The sequence below is a fragment of the Kribbella sp. NPDC050820 genome (assembly GCF_040653975.1).
Taxonomy (GTDB): Bacteria; Actinomycetota; Actinomycetes; order Propionibacteriales; family Kribbellaceae; genus Kribbella.
In genome coordinates, this window is the sequence record NZ_JBFAHB010000034.1 from 22293 (window position 1) to 37229 (window position 14937).

A 14937-nucleotide genomic window follows, 5' to 3' on the forward strand; every position below is an offset into this window, starting at 1 on the left:
GAGAGTCAGCGGATGCGACTTCTGCAGATCGGCATGGGCGGCTGGGGCCGCGACTGGGCGGCAACCGTCGTACCGGAGGTGCCGGACGTGAAGCCCGTCGGCTACGTCGACATGCTGCCCGCATCGCTCGCGGCCGTGGTGGAGGCGGGGATCGCTCGGCGCGACCTGTGCTTCGCGGACATCGACGAGGCGATCCGGGCGACGAGTCCGGACGCGGTGCTGATCACCGCCAACCTGCCCGGTCACGTCCCGGCAGCTCGGGCCGCGCTGGCCGCCGGTCTTCCGGTGCTGGTGGAGAAACCGTTCGCGCCGTCGATCGCGGAGGCCACGGCGCTCGTCGAGTACGCCGAGGAGCGCGACCTGACGGTGATGGTCAGCCAGAACTACCGCTTCCAGCCGGCCGTGCACGCCGTCCGCGAGATCGTGCGCGACGGGACGCTCGGTGAGCTCGTCTCGATCGCGGTCGACTTCCGGCGGACCGGCGTACGGCGGACTGCGCCGAGCGGGCGCCCGGTGCTCACGGATCCGCTGCTCGGCGACATGTCGATCCATCACTTCGACCTGATGCGCGCGGTCACCGGCCGGGAGCCGGAGCAGGTCTACTGCCGCACGTGGCATCCGGACGGCTTCGGGTACGGCGGCCCGCCCGCCGGCGCCGCCGTGATCACCTTCCGGGACGGCCCGATCGTGAGCTATCGCGGCAGCTGGGTCAGCTCGGGTCCGGTCACCGCGTGGGGTGGTGAGTGGCGGATGGAGTTCGATCACGGCGAGGTCTGGTGGACGAGCCGGCCGGACGGTTCGGAGTCCGGTGTCGCCGAGTCGGCCCGGATTCGGGCCGACGGCAAGGAACGCGCTGTGGCGCTGCCCGAGCTGACCGCGACCGATCGGGCCGGCAGCCTCACCGAGTTCACGACGTCGGTGCGCGAGGACTGGGCGCCGGAGGCGACGGGACGGGACAACCTCGGCAGTCTCGCGATCACCTACGCGGCGATCGAGTCTGCGCTGACCGGTGTGCCCATCGACGTGGCGGTGAGATGACCGCCGAGCTGCTGCCGAGCCGGGTTCGCTTCGCGCCGGACGAATCGGTTGTCGTCGAGGCACGCCTCAGCGGACCCGCGACCGCCACGGTCTGGCACCTCGGTGAGCAAGTCCGGGAGGTGACCGGCACCGGGCGGCTCGACCTGGGGACGCTGCCGCCCGGTGGGTACGGCGTGGAGGTCATGACCGCTGACGGCGTACTGCGGACCGCGGTCGAGGTCGGTGATGCGGGCAGCCTGCGGTACGGGTTCGTCGCGTCGTACTCCCCCGGCCGTGACGCGGGTGCAGTGGCCGACAACGTACGGCGGCTGCACCTGACCGGCGTGCAGTTCTACGACTGGGCATATCGGCATGCGGACCTGCTCGGCGGCGGCGAGGAGTACGAGGATGCACTCGGCCAACCGGTTGCCCTAGGCACCGTCCGCAAACTGGTCGAGGCCTGCCACGACACCGGCGCCCAGGCCTACGGATACGCCGCCGTGTACGCCGTCGGCACCGCGGAGTGGCCGAGCTGGGAGCAGCTCGCGCTCCTTGATCCGCAAGGCCGACCGTACGCGTTGGGCGATTTCCTGTTCCTGCTGGATCCGGCCGAGCCGACCTGGCTCGCCCACTTCACCAAGGACCTGCGGCAGGCGGTCGACGAGGTCGGCTTCGACGGCTTCCACCTGGACCAGTACGGCTACCCGAAGCGTGCGGTCCGCCCGGACGGTTCCGTCGTCGACGTCGCGGAGTCCTTCGTCACGATGATCGAGCAGGTCCGGCACGCGCTGCCCGAGGCTCAGCTGGTCTTCAACAACGTCAACGACTTCCCGACCTGGCGGACCGCACACGCTCCACAGGACGCGGTCTACATCGAGGTCTGGGCCCCGCACGTCACCCTCAACCACCTGGCCGTAGTGGTACGGCGAGCGCGCGGCGACAAGCCCGTGATCCTCGCCGCGTATCAGCACGTCTACGACAGCGCACCCGCCGAGCAGTCCGATCTGGCGACCGCGTTCACGATGGCCACGCTGTACTCGCACGGCGCGACCCACCTGCTCGCCGGCGAGGCCGACCGGATCCTGGTCGACCCGTACTACGTGCGTAACCATCCGGCCGCCGAGTCGACACTGGCACTGCTGAAACGCTGGTACGACTTCCTGGTCGAGCACGTCGAGCTCCTCATGCCCAACGAACTCGCCGACGTGACCGGCTCGTACACCAGCAGCTACAACGACGACTGCGACGTGACCTACTCGGACACACCGGTCTCTGACACAGCCACTCCGGGTGGTGTCTGGCGTCGCGTCGTCCAAGCTGGGAACCGGGCGGTCGTGCACCTGATCAACCTGACCGGCCAACGAGACACCCTGTGGGACGCGGCCCGCGAGACACCCGGCGACACCGGGCCGGGCCTGCTGCGCGTCCGTCGTACCGGAGGTGGACTTCCCAGGGTCCGGGTGGCCGATCCCGATCGGTCGGCGCGACTGGTCGACGTACCGGTGCGTGTCGACGGCGATCATGCCGTCGCCGAGTTGCCTGCTCCGCACGTCTGGCAGCTCGTCCTCGTCGACCACGTGCCTGCGAAGGAGACCGTATGACGACCCGCACCGAGCTCACGCCGTACCTGGAGACCGGGCAGGGCGCCTGGTGGAAGAGCGCTGTGGTGTACCAGATCTACCCGCGCAGCTTCGCCGACTCCGACGGTGACGGGATCGGCGACCTGGCCGGGATCACCAGCCGGCTCGACTACCTCGCGCAGCTCGGCGTCGACGTCGTCTGGCTGTCCCCGATCTACCAGTCACCGCAGGACGACAACGGGTACGACATCAGCGACTACACCGCGATCGACCCGGTGTTCGGCACGCCGGCCGACTTCGACGCGTTGCTCGCCGGGGTGCACGAGCGCGGAATGAAGCTGGTGATGGACCTGGTCGTGAACCACACCTCCGACGAGCACGCCTGGTTCGCCGAATCCCGGTCGTCGGTGGACAACCCCAAGCGGGACTGGTACTTCTGGCGTCCGGCCCGGGACGGGATGCACACCGGCGATCCCGGTGCGGAGCCGAACAACTGGGGTTCCTGGTTCTCCGGTCCGGCCTGGGATCTCGACCCGGCGACGGGTGAGTACTACCTGCACCTGTTCTCGCCCAAGCAGCCCGACCTCAACTGGGACAACCCGGAGGTGCGCGCGGCCGTCTACGCGATGATGCGCTGGTGGCTCGATCGCGGCGTAGACGGGTTCCGGATGGACGTCATCAACCTGATCTCGAAGGACCCGCGGCTGCCCGACGGTCACGTGCAACCCGGCGGGATGTACGGCGGAACCGAGCACTACCTGTCCGGGCCACAGATCCACGAGTACCTGCAGGAGATGCACCGCGAGGTCTTCGCCGGCCGGCCCGGACAGTTGCTGACCGTCGGCGAGATGCCGGGCGTGACGGTGGACGAGGCCAAGCTGTTCACCGACCCGGACCGAGGCGAGCTCGACATGGTGTTCCAGTTCGAGCACGTGAACATCGACCACGGGACGAGCAAGTTCGACCCGGTGCCGTTCGACCTCGGCCTGCTCAAGGCGTCGCTCGGTCGCTGGCAGGCGGGGCTGGCCGAGCGCGGCTGGAACAGCCTCTACTGGGACAACCACGACCAGCCGCGGGTCGTCTCCCGGTTCGGCGACGACGGGGAGTACCGAGCGAGGTCGGCGAAGATGCTCGCGACGGTGCTGCACCTGCACCGCGGCACGCCGTACGTCTACCAGGGCGAGGAGCTCGGGATGACGAACGCGCCGTGGACCGCGATCGAGGACTTCCGCGACATCGAGTCGCTGAACCACTACCGGGCCGCGGTCGCCGTGGGTGCGGATCCGGCGGCCGTGGTCGCGTCTATGCGCTCGCACAGCCGGGACAACGCGCGCACCCCGATGCAGTGGGACGGCAGCCCGCAGGCCGGGTTCACCGACGGTACGCCGTGGATCGCGGTCAACCCGAATTACCAGGAGATCAACGCACTGGCCGAGCTGGCCGACCCGGACTCGGTGTTCCACCACTACCGCCGGCTGATCGAGCTCCGGCACACCGAGCCGGTGGTTGCCCACGGCACCTTCACGATGCTGCTTCCGGACCACCAGGTGGTGTACGCGTTCAGCCGGCGGCTGGGCGACGTCGAGCTGGTCGTGCTCGGGAACTTCTCGAGCGAGCCGGTGCGGCTGGACGAACTCGGCCTGACGGGTGACGTGGTTCTCAGCAACGTCGCCGACCCGACGCCGCTGCTGCTCCAACCGTGGGAGGGGACGGTTTACCGCCGTACCTGATCGTCGTTCTTCCGGATCGTCGTGGCGGCCTGCTGCAGGTTGGCGAGCGTCGTGCGGACTGCCTTGCGGGCGGTGCGTTCGGGGCGGTGCAGGGCGTCGATGTGGCGGCGGGCGTGGACGCCGCGCAACGGCCGGAGCACGACAGCGGGATGGCGGCGGGCGGTCCAGCGCGGCATCAGCGCGATGCCGGCGCCGGCGGCGACCACCTCGGCGACGACGGTGAACTCGTTGATCCGGTGGACCAGGTCGAGGCGGTGGTTGGCGGCGGCGCCGATCGCCTCGATGGTGGCCATCAGCGGGAAGCCGTCGTGGACCGTGATCCAGGGTTCGTGGGCCACGTCGCGCGGAGTCAGTTGACGCTTCGCCGCCAGCGGATGGTCGACCGGCAGGGCGACGTCGAGCGGCTCGTGCAGTAGCGAGGTGACGGCGACCGTGCGCGGCCAGGCGGCGCCGTGGTCGAGGCGGTGCGCGAGGACGACGTCGTACTCGCGGGTGAGCAGCGGGAACTCGTCCTGCGGGACGTCCTCGTCGTGGAAGCTGAACTGTGGTGCGGCGTCGGCGCGCAGGAGCAACGGGAAGAACGTCGCGGCCGCGCTGTGGAAGGCAGCGACGGACACGACTCCGCCGGGCTGCTCGATGAACTCGTCCACGGTGTGCCGCGCCCGGGCCAGCGCGCTTTCTACGTCAGCGGCGGCGCCGGCGAGGGCGCGGCCTGCCGCGGTGAGGACGACGCGGCGGCCGTCGCGTTCGGTCAGCGGTACCGGGATCGACCGCTGGAGAAGCCGGAGTTGCTGGGAGATCGCCGACGGCGTCACCAGTAACGCCTCCGCGGCCGCGGTCACACTCCCCAGCTCGCCGACTTCCCGCAGCACCCGCAACTGTCGCTCGTCCATACCAACACTGTAGGGCTGCTACAAGGTTGGTTAAGAAGTTGGTACTTGGCTTCAATGTCGTCAGGCCGCACCGTGGATCCGTGCTCGCCTCCCGCCGTACCGACGCCGTCCTGTTGCTGGTCGCGATCGTGTGGGGGTCGAGCTATCTCGCCGCCAAGACCGCGACCGGGTCGGTGCCGGTCCTGACCGTGCTGTTCCTGCGGTACGGCATCTCCGCGGTCGCGCTGCTGCTGTTCGTTCGAGGCGTCAGCCGCCGCGAACTCAAGGTCGGCGGCCTGCTCGGCCTGAGCCAGGCGGCCGTCCTGGTGCTCGAGACGTACGGCGTCACACACACGAGCGCGGCCAACGCCGGTCTGATCATCAGCCTGACGCTCGTCCTCACCCCGCTGATGGACCGGCGCCGGCTGCCACCGCGGTTCTTCCTCGCCGCCGGAGTCTGCATCGTCGCGGTCGGCCTGCTGATGTCCGGCAACGGCCTGCACTCCCCCGGCCTCGGCGACCTACTCATGCTCGCCGCCGCTGTCGTCCGCGCCGCCCACGTCGCGCTGGTCGGCCGCCTCGCCACCGACCTCCGGCCCGTGCAGGTCACGGCCGTCCAGACAGTCGTCGGTACGGCACTTTTCGCCGGACCGGCCATCGGACACCTGCCGACCGGCGCCGGCGTCGGCACCTGGCTGCAACTGGTCTACCTCGCGCTGTTCTGCAGCGTCTTCGCGTTCCTCGCCCAGACCTGGGCCGTGCAACGCACTTCGGCCAGCCGGGCCAGCCTGCTGCTCGGCACCGAACCCGTCTGGGCCGTTGCCATCGGCATCCTCCTGGCCGGCGAGCGGCTCACCGTGCCGGCCGCGATCGGCGCCGTACTGATGCTGGCCGGGTCCACCTGGGGGCAGTCCATTGAGCGGACACACCGTACACAGGGTGGACCTCTGATGCCCGATGATGGGGGCTCCTGGGGAGGTGGGGATGCGCTTCGAGGTACTCGGGCCAGTGCGAGTGGTCCACAACGGACAGGTGCTTGGGCCGATCTCGGAGCTGCGCCGGCGACTGCTGGCAGTCCTGCTCGTGCGCGCCGGCCGGCCCGTTCCGACGGACGTGCTGGCCGAGGCGCTCTGGGGATCGGCGATCCCGCAGCGGCCGGGGAACAGCATGCAGGTCCACGTGTACCGGCTGCGCCAGATCCTGGACAGCCCTGACCGGCTGCTCAGCGTCCCCGGTGGCTACCTGCTCACCGTCGAGCCGGACGAGCTCGACGCCGAGGTGTTCGGCCGCCTGCACGACGACGCACGCCGTACGGCGGAGGCCGGCGACCTCGAGCAGGCCGTCGCGCTGTTCCGGGAGGCGCTGGCGTTGTGGCGGGATGCGCCGTACGCCGACATCGACGAGACCGAGGTGGTCGGGCCGGAGGCGAAGCGGCTGGCCGAGGCCCGGCTGGTCGCGTACGAGGAGTTGTTCGAGGCTGAGCTGGCTCGTGGCCGGGCGCGGGAGATCGTGCCGGAGCTGACCGAGCTGGTGGCGGAGTATCCGTTGCGGGAGCGGTTCATCGGTCAGCAGATGCTGGCGCTGTACCGGTCCGGGCGGCGGACGCGTGCGGAGGTCGCCTACCGGGCGGCACGCCAGCGACTCGCGAAGGAGCTGCGGGCCGAGCCGAGCCGGGAGCTGCGTGAGCTGAGCGAGGCCATCCGGACCGAGGACCCGAGGCTCGATCTCGAGACGCCACCGACGGCCCAGGCACCGGCGGTCCCGGCTGCCGCGGTCCGTCCGAGTCAGCTACCACCGTCACCCGGCGCGTTCTTCGGCCGAGAGGACGAGCTGGCGGAGCTCGACGCGGTCGAGGGCGTGGTGCTGCTCACCGGGATGGCCGGGATCGGCAAGACCGGCCTGGCGTTGCAGTACGCCCACCAGGTCGCCGATCGGTTCGGCGACGGCCAGCTCTACATCGACCTGTGCGGGCACTCCCCTGGTCCGGCAGTCGACCCACTGACCGCGCTCGGACAGCTGCTGCGCGGCCTCGGCGTCGACTCGGGCCGGGCCTGGGAGTCCGTCGCGGACGCGACCGCCGAGTACCGCTCGCTGCTGAACGGCCGCAAGCTGCTCGTCCTGCTCGACAACGCAGCATCCGCCGAACAGGTCCGCCCGTTGCTACCGGCAACCTCAGGCTGCCTGACCGTCATCACCAGCCGGAACAAGCTGCCCGGCCTGATCGCCCGCGAGGGCGCCCACCGCCTCGGCGTCGGAGAACTCCCCTCCGACGCCGCCCACGCATTGCTGACACGCTTGGTCGGCGCGGACCGCCTCGCCGCCGAACCCGACCAGGCAGCCGCCCTCATCGAGGCCTGCGCCGGCCTCCCGTTGGCTCTCCGCATCGCCGCAGCGCAACTGGCCGACGAACCGCACCGCACGCTCGCCGACTATGTCGCCGAGCTCAGGGAACTCGGCTCGTCGGTGCTCGCGTTGCCCGACGACGAACACTCCGCGGTCGCCGCCGCGTTCGACCTGTCCTACCAGCGCCTCGACCCCGCGACCCGGCAACTGTTCCGCCGCCTCGGCCTCGTCCCCGGCCTCGACTTCACCGTCGACGCGGTCGCCGCCCTGAGCCGGACCACGCCGGCCGAGGCGCGGGCCGCCGTACGCAAACTCACCGCAGCCCACCTCCTCGAAGAACACGCCCCCGGCCGCTACCGCTTCCACGACCTCCTCCGCGACGACACCCGCCGCCGAGCCGAGTCCGAGGACTCCGTCGACGTGCGCGACGACGTCCTGGCCCGCCTCTTCGCCTGGTACTACCAGGGCAAGATGGCGGCCACCGCGACGATGGCCTCGATTCGGCGGCATCCGCCGGCGCCCCCGCCGCCCGAAGGGATCCCCGAGATCACCTTCGACGACGCCCGGTCCGCCATCCACTGGATGCGGGCCGAGTTCCTCAACATCGCCGCCGCGGTCAAGGCCGCCGCCGGACAGCCGGAGCACGCGCACTGGACGTGGCACCTCTCGGTGGGCCTGATGACCCGGATGGCCGAGCAGGGATACATCCGGGACATCCACGCGATGGCGGACAGCGGGATCGCGGCCGCCCGCGCGGCGGGTGATCGGCACGCGCTCGCGAGCATGCTCGCGGAGCGCAGCATGGTGCGGCACCGGTTCGATCTCCCCATCGACACCGAACTCCTGGTCGAGGCCCTCGAGCACGCGGAGCAGGTGGGTCACCCTGCCCTGCTCACCTACTGCCTGAACTCCGCCGCGATCGTGTACCAGTTCAGGGGTGATCTCGACGTCGCGGAGCAGTACCTCGCCCGCGCGCTCGAGATCCCGGGCAGCGACAAGGTGGCCCGGGCACAGCCGTTGGGCAACCTCGGTCTGATCGCCATCATGCGCGGCGAGCTCAGCCGGGCCGCGCGGCAGTGGGAGCTGATCCTCAGCATGGCGGACCACGACGGGGACCGGCTGACCGCGCTCGCGCTGCCCGAACTGATCCGGACCCGCGCCATGCTCGGTCAGCTCGAAGGTCTCGACGACCTGATCGCGCGCGCCGACGCTGCCGTCACCAGCTCCGGCGACCGGTTCAACCTGCACAAGCTGCGCATCTACCGGGCCACCTGGTACCGCGACACCGGACGCCACCGCGAGGCCTACGAGCAAGCTTCGGCGGCCGCCCGCTCCGCGCACGATCTCGGTGAGCCGTCGACCCGCAGTCTGTGTCACTACCACCTTGGCCTCAGCCATCTCGGCCAGGGCGACGTCGACAACGCCCGCGTGGAGTTCGAGCACGCACTCGACCTCGGCGACCTCGGTGGCGTGCTGGAACGGCGCACCCAGGCCGCCCGCGGGCTGGCCGAGACCGAGCTGGCGGCGGGCAACCTGGCAGAAGCGCAGGCCCATGCCGTCGAGGCGGTCGACATCGCTCGCCGTTGGCAGTGGGCGCCAGGCCTGCTTGCTGGAGCGGTCCTGACGCTCGGACGGGTCGAGTCGGCGCTGGGGCGGCAGCAGGACGCCGTCGGGCGTGCGGAGGAAGCCTTGACCATCCATGAGCGGACCGGTCACTTTCTCGGGCGGGCGCGGGCCCTTCGGCTGCTCGGCGAGGCCAAGTCGGATCGCGAGCGGCTGCGGGAGGCGTTGACCATGTTCGAGACCTACGGCTCTCCCGAGGCGGTCAGGGTACGGCGGATGCTGGGCATGTGATCAGCTTCTGAGACGGGGCTTTCTGGTTGCTTTCCGGGCGCTTTCAGGTGAGTGGAGAGGGCTCCCGGCGGCGGTTAGCTTCCCCTGGTGTCCTCCGTTCAGCCGCCTCCTCCCGGCCAACCAGCCGGCCCGTACGGCGGTCCCCCCGCGCAGTACGGACCGCCACCGGTGCCGCCGCAGCACCCCTACCCCGGGCAGCCCTTCCCCGGGCAGCCCTTCCCCGGGCAGCCCTTCCCCGGCCAGCCGATGCCAGGGCAGCCCTTCCCGGGGCAACCGATGCCGGGGCAGCAGCAGCCGTGGCCGCCGCTCGGGCCCGGAGGGGTGGCACCGGGCGGGCCCGGCCACCGGAAGCCGAAGTCGAAGGCCGGCCTGATCCTGATCGCACTGGCTCTGCCGGTGCTGCTCATCGCCGCAGTTGCCGGCGGCATGTACTACTTCCAGCTGGGTCCCTTCGGCTCGAAGGTGTCCGCCGACCGGAAGCTCGCGGCCGTGGTCAAGGAGCGCTTCCCGGCGTCGTACCTGCCGAAGGAAGGCAGCGACCTGCTCGCGGGACCCTGGTGGACGGACAGGCACCTGGTCCGCGCGGTCCCAGGGCACATCGTCGGCTACTCCCTCGAGAGCGGCAAGACGGCGTTCACCCTGCCGATGCCGGACAACCACTTCTGCCGGTCATCGCGGCAGGCGGCCGGCAAGGGCTACATCGCCGTACTGCAAGGGACGAGGAAGGATGGATGCCGGCGGGTCACTCTCGTCGACATCGCCAACGGCAAGGTGGTGTGGTCGAAGAACCTGCAGCCGATCGGCGCGCCCGAGGGCACCCGGGCTCCGGACGCGCAGTACTTCCCGCGGTACGACCACCGCCCGGCAGTCCTCGGCGACCGGGTCTACGTCCCGACTGCCAGGGGCAGTCACATCTTCAAGCTCTCCGACGGTTCCGCGATCGGGCGCCCGCCGAAGAAGGGCGAGTGCTTCAGCACGCACTTCGAGACCATCGGCGAGACCGGGCTCGCGTACCGGAACTGCTCGCGGCACGGCGGTCACGAGAAACTTCACCTGCGGGCCTTCGACCCGGCCGGCGCCGTCCTCTGGACCTGGAACCTGCCGGTGCAGGGGAAGCGGCAGTGGATGCTCGGCGGTGTGCTGTCCGCCGATCCACTGATCGTCCGCGCGTACACCTCGAACCAGAACCAGCTGTGGCGGGTCGACCCCAAGACCGGCAAGCACACCGTCGTCGTCGAGCTCACCTCCTTCTCGCGCAAGCCGGCGCCCTGGGATCCGTGCGACATCGCCGGCAGCACCGGCCTGCACGACTGCTCACGCCAGGCAGTCTCGAACGGCGTCCTTTACCTCCGGTACCGGCTGGGCACCTCGTCCGACTTCCGCCAGGGCATCTCGGCGTACGACGTCAAGTCCGGCAAGCAGTTGTGGGTATCGGAGTGGGGCGAGGACCACGACATCACCGCCCCGGTCGGCATCGACGGCGACGGCAGCCCACTCGTCTACCTGCTCCCCAAGGAGAAGGACCTGGGCGCCCTGGTCCGCGTCGACCCCACCACCGGCGCGCTGACCGCCACAGCGACCATGCCCAAGCCCGGCAAGTCCACGACACCGAGCGTCCTGGCCGAGCATCCCGACCAAGGCGTCGTTGCCTGGCGCAACAACCACCTGGCCTTCCTCAAGGTCCAGATCAACGCCAGAGACGCCGGCACCGAGGCGACCGTGATCTACAAGTAACCCTCAGCGTCCGGCGGGAACTTCCGGGTCTTCGGCACCGCGTCGTTCCGCAGGGCTGTGCGGACCCAGGCCTGCCGGCCGCTCCCTGCGGGCGCAGGCGAACAGCCAGAGGCCGAAGCGGGCGTCGTCGCAGGGGCCTCCCGGGGTGACCGGGAGGCGCCTGCGGCGGGTGCTTAGGAGCGTGTCCATTTCTGGTTGTCGGCGCCGTTGCAGTACCAGACGTCGACCGGGGTGCCGTTGCCGGTCCCGGCGCCGGCTGCGTCGAGGCAGAGGTCAGGGCTGGCGACGCTCGTGATGGTTCCGTCGGTGTTGACGTTCCAGGCCTGGTTGGCCGCGCCGGTGCAGTTCTCGATGGTGACCAGGGCGCCGGCCGCGCCCGCGGTCATGCACTTGTCGGCGTAGACGGTGAGCTGCTTGTCGGCCGTGTAGTTCCACGACTGGTTGCCGCCGTTGTTGCAGTCCCACAGGTCCAGCGCCGTACCAGGTGTGGTCGAGAAGCCGGGGACGTCGACGCACCGGTTGCTGGCCACGCCGCGGATCGGCTCACCCGGAGGCGCCGGCGGCAGGTCGTTGCTCGGCTCGTCCTTCAGCAGCCCCCAGCCCCACCACAGCTGCGCGAGGCCGCTCTGGCTGTTCACCTGCAGGTCGTTCGGCCCGACCTGGGTCGTCATCGAGTACGAGTCGCCGTTGCGCAGGCCGGGCCAGTAGACGATGCCCAGGTTCTGCTCACGCGCGACCTGGGTGAGCGCCCCGAGGTACGACGTGTAGACGTTCCCCTCGTGGTTGCCGTAGTTCAGCCCGATCGTCATCGGGGAGCCGGCCTCGTCGATGATCGTCCGCCAGCCGTAGTCGCCGATCCGCGGCCGCAGGTTCGCCAGCCAGGCCGCCTCGTTCTCGTCGGAGGCCCAGAACCCGTAGAAGTGCAGCGACAGCAGGGTCCCGTCCAGCTTCGGCTCCGCGCCGACGCCGGTGACGTTGTCGTTGTAGCCGGTGCCGGAGATGACGATCCGGCCGCGCGGCACGCTCGGGTGCCGGGCGATCCAGCCGGTGGTGACCGACACCCACTCGTTCAGCGAGTAGCCGAACGGCTCGTTCATCGGCTCGAAGTACACCCGCGCGTTCTTGCCGTACGCCTTGACCACGGTGTCCCACATGGCGGCGTACTGCACCGGGTCGTCCACCCGGCCGTCCTTGGCGTTGTCGGCCTCCCAGTAGCTGAGGATGACCTTGAAGCCGTTCGCGACCGACGCGTCGATCGCACCCCGGTAGGACGTCCACCAGGCCGTCCCGACACTCGACGGGTTGATCGGCAGCCGGATCGTGTTGGCCTTGAGCTCCTTGCGGAACTCGCCGACGATCCCGGTCGCCTTCTGGTACGTCGTCGCGTACGAGTCCGCCGTGCTCAGGCCGGACGGGACCACCTCGTCGTCGGCGTAGTTGTCCCGGGGATCCGCCCAGTTCACGCCCCGGAACTCACTGGTCCCCTTGGGACCGGTGTACTCGGCGGTCGTGGCGGCAGCAGTGGTGGACGTGGTCCCGGCGTCCGTGGTCGTCGACGCCCCGGCCTGCACCGTCACGGCGGCGACCACCGCCGACGCGGCCAGCGCCGCAGCGGCTATACGCCCAGCAGTTGATCTCACGCGACTCTCTCCGATCCTCACGAGCGGGCGGCGGCCCCGGACGCCGCGTTTGCGTATCGCGGTGATGTTTACGTAAACACGGGCAGCCGTCAATGCCCGATGTTTGCGTCAACATGAGATGTGACTGGCGTCACACCAGACCGAGGACGTCCTACCCCACCCGAACGCCGGTGACCGCGAACCGCTCGACGTCCTGCACGTGGCCGCCGGTCGAGGCCACGACCGTGACCGCTCCCCCGGCTGCGCCGCGGAAGCTCACCCGGGTCGACCAGGGCTGTCTCTGGCCGCCGCCCGGGACGCAGCAGGACGAGCCGAGCGGCCCGTCGGAGCCGGTCTGGCGGACCTCGACCCGGATCGACTCGTCGACCCCGGTGATCCGGCCGCGGACGGTGATCGGTGAGCTCACCCGGGCGGCGTACCGCGGCCGCTCCAGGGTGAGCGTGCTGTCCCGGGAGCCGACGACCTCCCAGGGCGCGTCCTCGCCCTGGCCGATCCGGGCGAGGTGGAGCACTGCCGCGACGCTCCCCTGGCCCTCGCCGGAGTCGTAGCCGACCGAGATCCAGGCCTCGTCACCCTCGATCGAGCGGTCGACCACCTGGTCGATCTCGGTGAACCCGAGGAACCCGGTGGTGAACGACAGCGCGGTCTGGTCCGCGTCCAGGTGCCACGGCTGCCGGCCGCCTTCGCGATAGTCCTGCTGCCACTCTCCGGCCTCGGCCACCGACGCGAACGGCCACAGCGGCTGATACCGGAACGGCGGCGTCCCCGGCGGCACCTGCTTGGTCGGCGACGGCGCCGCGAGCGACGGGGTGGACGTGGTGGTGGTGTCCGTCGGCGACGGCCGGACGGACGCACCCGGCAGCGGTACGGCGCCCTGCCCGGTCGAACTGGGATCGCCGCCGAAGTACAGGACGGCGAGCCCGGCGAGCAGCGCGGAGAGCAGCGTGACCACCACGGCCGCGGTGATCACCGCCATCGGCCGCATAGCCTGCCGCCGCTCATCCGATCCCGGCGCCATCTGACCAGCCTCCCCCACCCACTTCTATTAGACCGCTACTTGGCCAGGATGAGCTCCAGTTGCAGCCACTTCGCCAGGTCCTTCAGCTCGCGCTGGACGGCGGCGGCGACGGTCTTGCCGAACGGCTCGTCCTCGTGGATCGCGTCGACGCGGAGCACACCGGCCTTCCGGTCGGAGGTGGCGTCGACCTTCCCGACCAGGCGGTCGCCGTGCAGGATCGGCAGCGCGAAGTAGCCCCAGCGGCGCTGCGCGGCCGGCTTGTACATCTCCAGCTGGTAGTCGAACTCGAACAGCTCGGCGAGCCGCTTGCGCTCGTAGACCAGCCGGTCCAGCGGCGAGACCAGCGCCGTACGGCCCGCGAACGGCCGGCCGAGCAGGGTCGGGTCGACCCGCCACTTGCCGCGGACGCCTTCGACGACGGCCTCCTCCCCCGCCGGCCCGACGTCCAGCGGCTCGCCCGGGCAGGCCGGGCCCTTGGCGCGCGCGATGCCGAGCGACCGCAAGCGCTGCTCGTCCCGGATCCGCCTCGCCTCCGCGACCGGTACGGCGGGCTCGTCCGGATAGACCCGCGACGCCAGGTCCCACAGGCGGTCCCGCCCATCGCGGCCGGCGACCGCCACCTCGCCGCGCTGCAACATGAACTCGAGCAGCTGCGACACGTTGCGGTTGTTGGTCCAGCCGGACGACTTCCACGGCTTCACGCAGGTGTCCGGCAGCTCCCGCATGATCAGCGGCCCGTCCTGCCGGAGCCGCTCGAGGATGTCGAGCCGGCACCCTTCGTTGGCCTTCACCCAGTCCCGGCGGTACTCCTGCCAGTCGAGGAGCGGCCCGCTCCCCGGCCACTCCTCCATCTCGGCCCGGAACAGCGCCAGGCTCTCGCTCGGCCGCACGAACCCTCGCAACTCCACCAGAGCCTGCGTCTCCAGCGCCTCGACCAACTCACTCGGCGAGTACGACGACCCGAGCCGGCTCCACGCGACCAGATCGGCGTTCGGCGCGACCGCCGCGGTCTGGTCGTACTGCACGGCCGTCAGCCTGCGGACCACGTCGTACAGGTCCTTCGGCCGCTCGCTCGTGAGCAACTGGGCCTGTACGGCGATCCGCCGCGCATCCTGCCGCGAAAGCTCATGCACAGTCACGCTCCGAGGC

The 14937-nt window shown here is 70.5% G+C and carries 9 protein-coding genes and 1 pseudogene; 6 read left to right on the top strand and 4 right to left on the bottom strand.

What is annotated here, in order from left to right; translation table 11 throughout:
- The first annotated feature begins 12 nt into the window (after window positions 1–12).
- From AB0H36_RS26260 to AB0H36_RS26270, 3 genes are read left to right on the top strand one after another with little or no spacing between them, the layout of a single operon-like run.
- The gene (locus tag AB0H36_RS26260; RefSeq protein ID WP_360528647.1) at window positions 13–1038 is read left to right on the top strand and encodes a Gfo/Idh/MocA family oxidoreductase; all 1026 of its coding nucleotides are present in this window, start codon (window positions 13–15) and stop codon (window positions 1036–1038) included.
- A complete protein-coding gene (locus tag AB0H36_RS26265) occupies window positions 1035–2618 on the top strand; it encodes a glycoside hydrolase family 66 protein (protein WP_360528650.1) in 1584 nt (527 codons plus the stop codon). The genes AB0H36_RS26260 and AB0H36_RS26265 overlap by 4 nt, the downstream gene beginning before the upstream one ends.
- Window positions 2615–4327 (top strand): alpha-glucosidase, encoded by a 1713-nt coding sequence (locus AB0H36_RS26270; RefSeq protein ID WP_360528653.1) that lies wholly within the window; start codon window positions 2615–2617, stop codon window positions 4325–4327. The genes AB0H36_RS26265 and AB0H36_RS26270 overlap by 4 nt, the downstream gene beginning before the upstream one ends.
- On the opposite strand, the gene AB0H36_RS26275 is transcribed toward AB0H36_RS26270, so the two are convergent.
- Window positions 4312–5220, bottom strand: a complete 909-nt coding sequence (locus AB0H36_RS26275; protein ID WP_360528656.1) for a LysR family transcriptional regulator — start codon at window positions 5218–5220, stop codon at window positions 4312–4314. The two genes, AB0H36_RS26270 and AB0H36_RS26275, sit on opposite strands and share 16 nt — an antisense overlap.
- Before the next feature lie 80 nt (window positions 5221–5300).
- Between AB0H36_RS26275 and AB0H36_RS26280 the strand changes: the two are divergent.
- The 3 genes and pseudogenes from AB0H36_RS26280 to AB0H36_RS26290 form a co-directional block, all read left to right on the top strand.
- Window positions 5301–6086 (top strand): annotated as a pseudogene (locus AB0H36_RS26280) (DMT family transporter); the annotation flags it as partial.
- A 145-nt stretch (window positions 6087–6231) separates the two neighbouring features.
- Window positions 6232–9396, top strand: a complete 3165-nt coding sequence (locus tag AB0H36_RS26285; protein ID WP_360528659.1) for a BTAD domain-containing putative transcriptional regulator — start codon at window positions 6232–6234, stop codon at window positions 9394–9396.
- An 87-nt stretch (window positions 9397–9483) separates the two neighbouring features.
- Window positions 9484–11130, top strand: coding sequence for a PQQ-binding-like beta-propeller repeat protein (locus AB0H36_RS26290; protein ID WP_360528662.1), 1647 nt, complete (start codon window positions 9484–9486; stop codon window positions 11128–11130).
- A 173-nt stretch (window positions 11131–11303) separates the two neighbouring features.
- Here the strand turns inward: AB0H36_RS26290 and AB0H36_RS26295 are convergent, their stop codons facing one another.
- The 3 genes from AB0H36_RS26295 to AB0H36_RS26305 form a co-directional block, all read right to left on the bottom strand.
- Window positions 11304–12770: a ricin-type beta-trefoil lectin domain protein gene (locus tag AB0H36_RS26295; RefSeq protein WP_360528665.1), complete on the bottom strand. Its 1467-nt coding sequence runs from the start codon at window positions 12768–12770 to the stop codon at window positions 11304–11306.
- 151 nt (window positions 12771–12921) lie between these two features.
- Complete coding sequence (locus AB0H36_RS26300) at window positions 12922–13788, bottom strand: hypothetical protein (protein WP_360528668.1); 867 nt, start codon at window positions 13786–13788, stop codon at window positions 12922–12924.
- A 35-nt stretch (window positions 13789–13823) separates the two neighbouring features.
- A complete protein-coding gene (locus AB0H36_RS26305) occupies window positions 13824–14927 on the bottom strand; it encodes a crosslink repair DNA glycosylase YcaQ family protein (RefSeq protein ID WP_360528671.1) in 1104 nt (367 codons plus the stop codon).
- Between the last annotated feature and the right edge of the window lie 10 nt (window positions 14928–14937).

Coding starts and splice junctions, on each gene's coding strand:
- AB0H36_RS26270 (WP_360528653.1), top strand. CDS start 2,615: ATGACGACCCGCACCGAGCTCACGCCGTACCTGGAGACCGGGCAGGGC.
- AB0H36_RS26300 (WP_360528668.1), bottom strand. CDS start 13,788: ATGGCGCCGGGATCGGATGAGCGGCGGCAGGCTATGCGGCCGATGGCG.
- AB0H36_RS26265 (WP_360528650.1), top strand. CDS start 1,035: ATGACCGCCGAGCTGCTGCCGAGCCGGGTTCGCTTCGCGCCGGACGAA.
- AB0H36_RS26260 (WP_360528647.1), top strand. CDS start 13: ATGCGACTTCTGCAGATCGGCATGGGCGGCTGGGGCCGCGACTGGGCG.
- AB0H36_RS26275 (WP_360528656.1), bottom strand. CDS start 5,220: ATGGACGAGCGACAGTTGCGGGTGCTGCGGGAAGTCGGCGAGCTGGGG.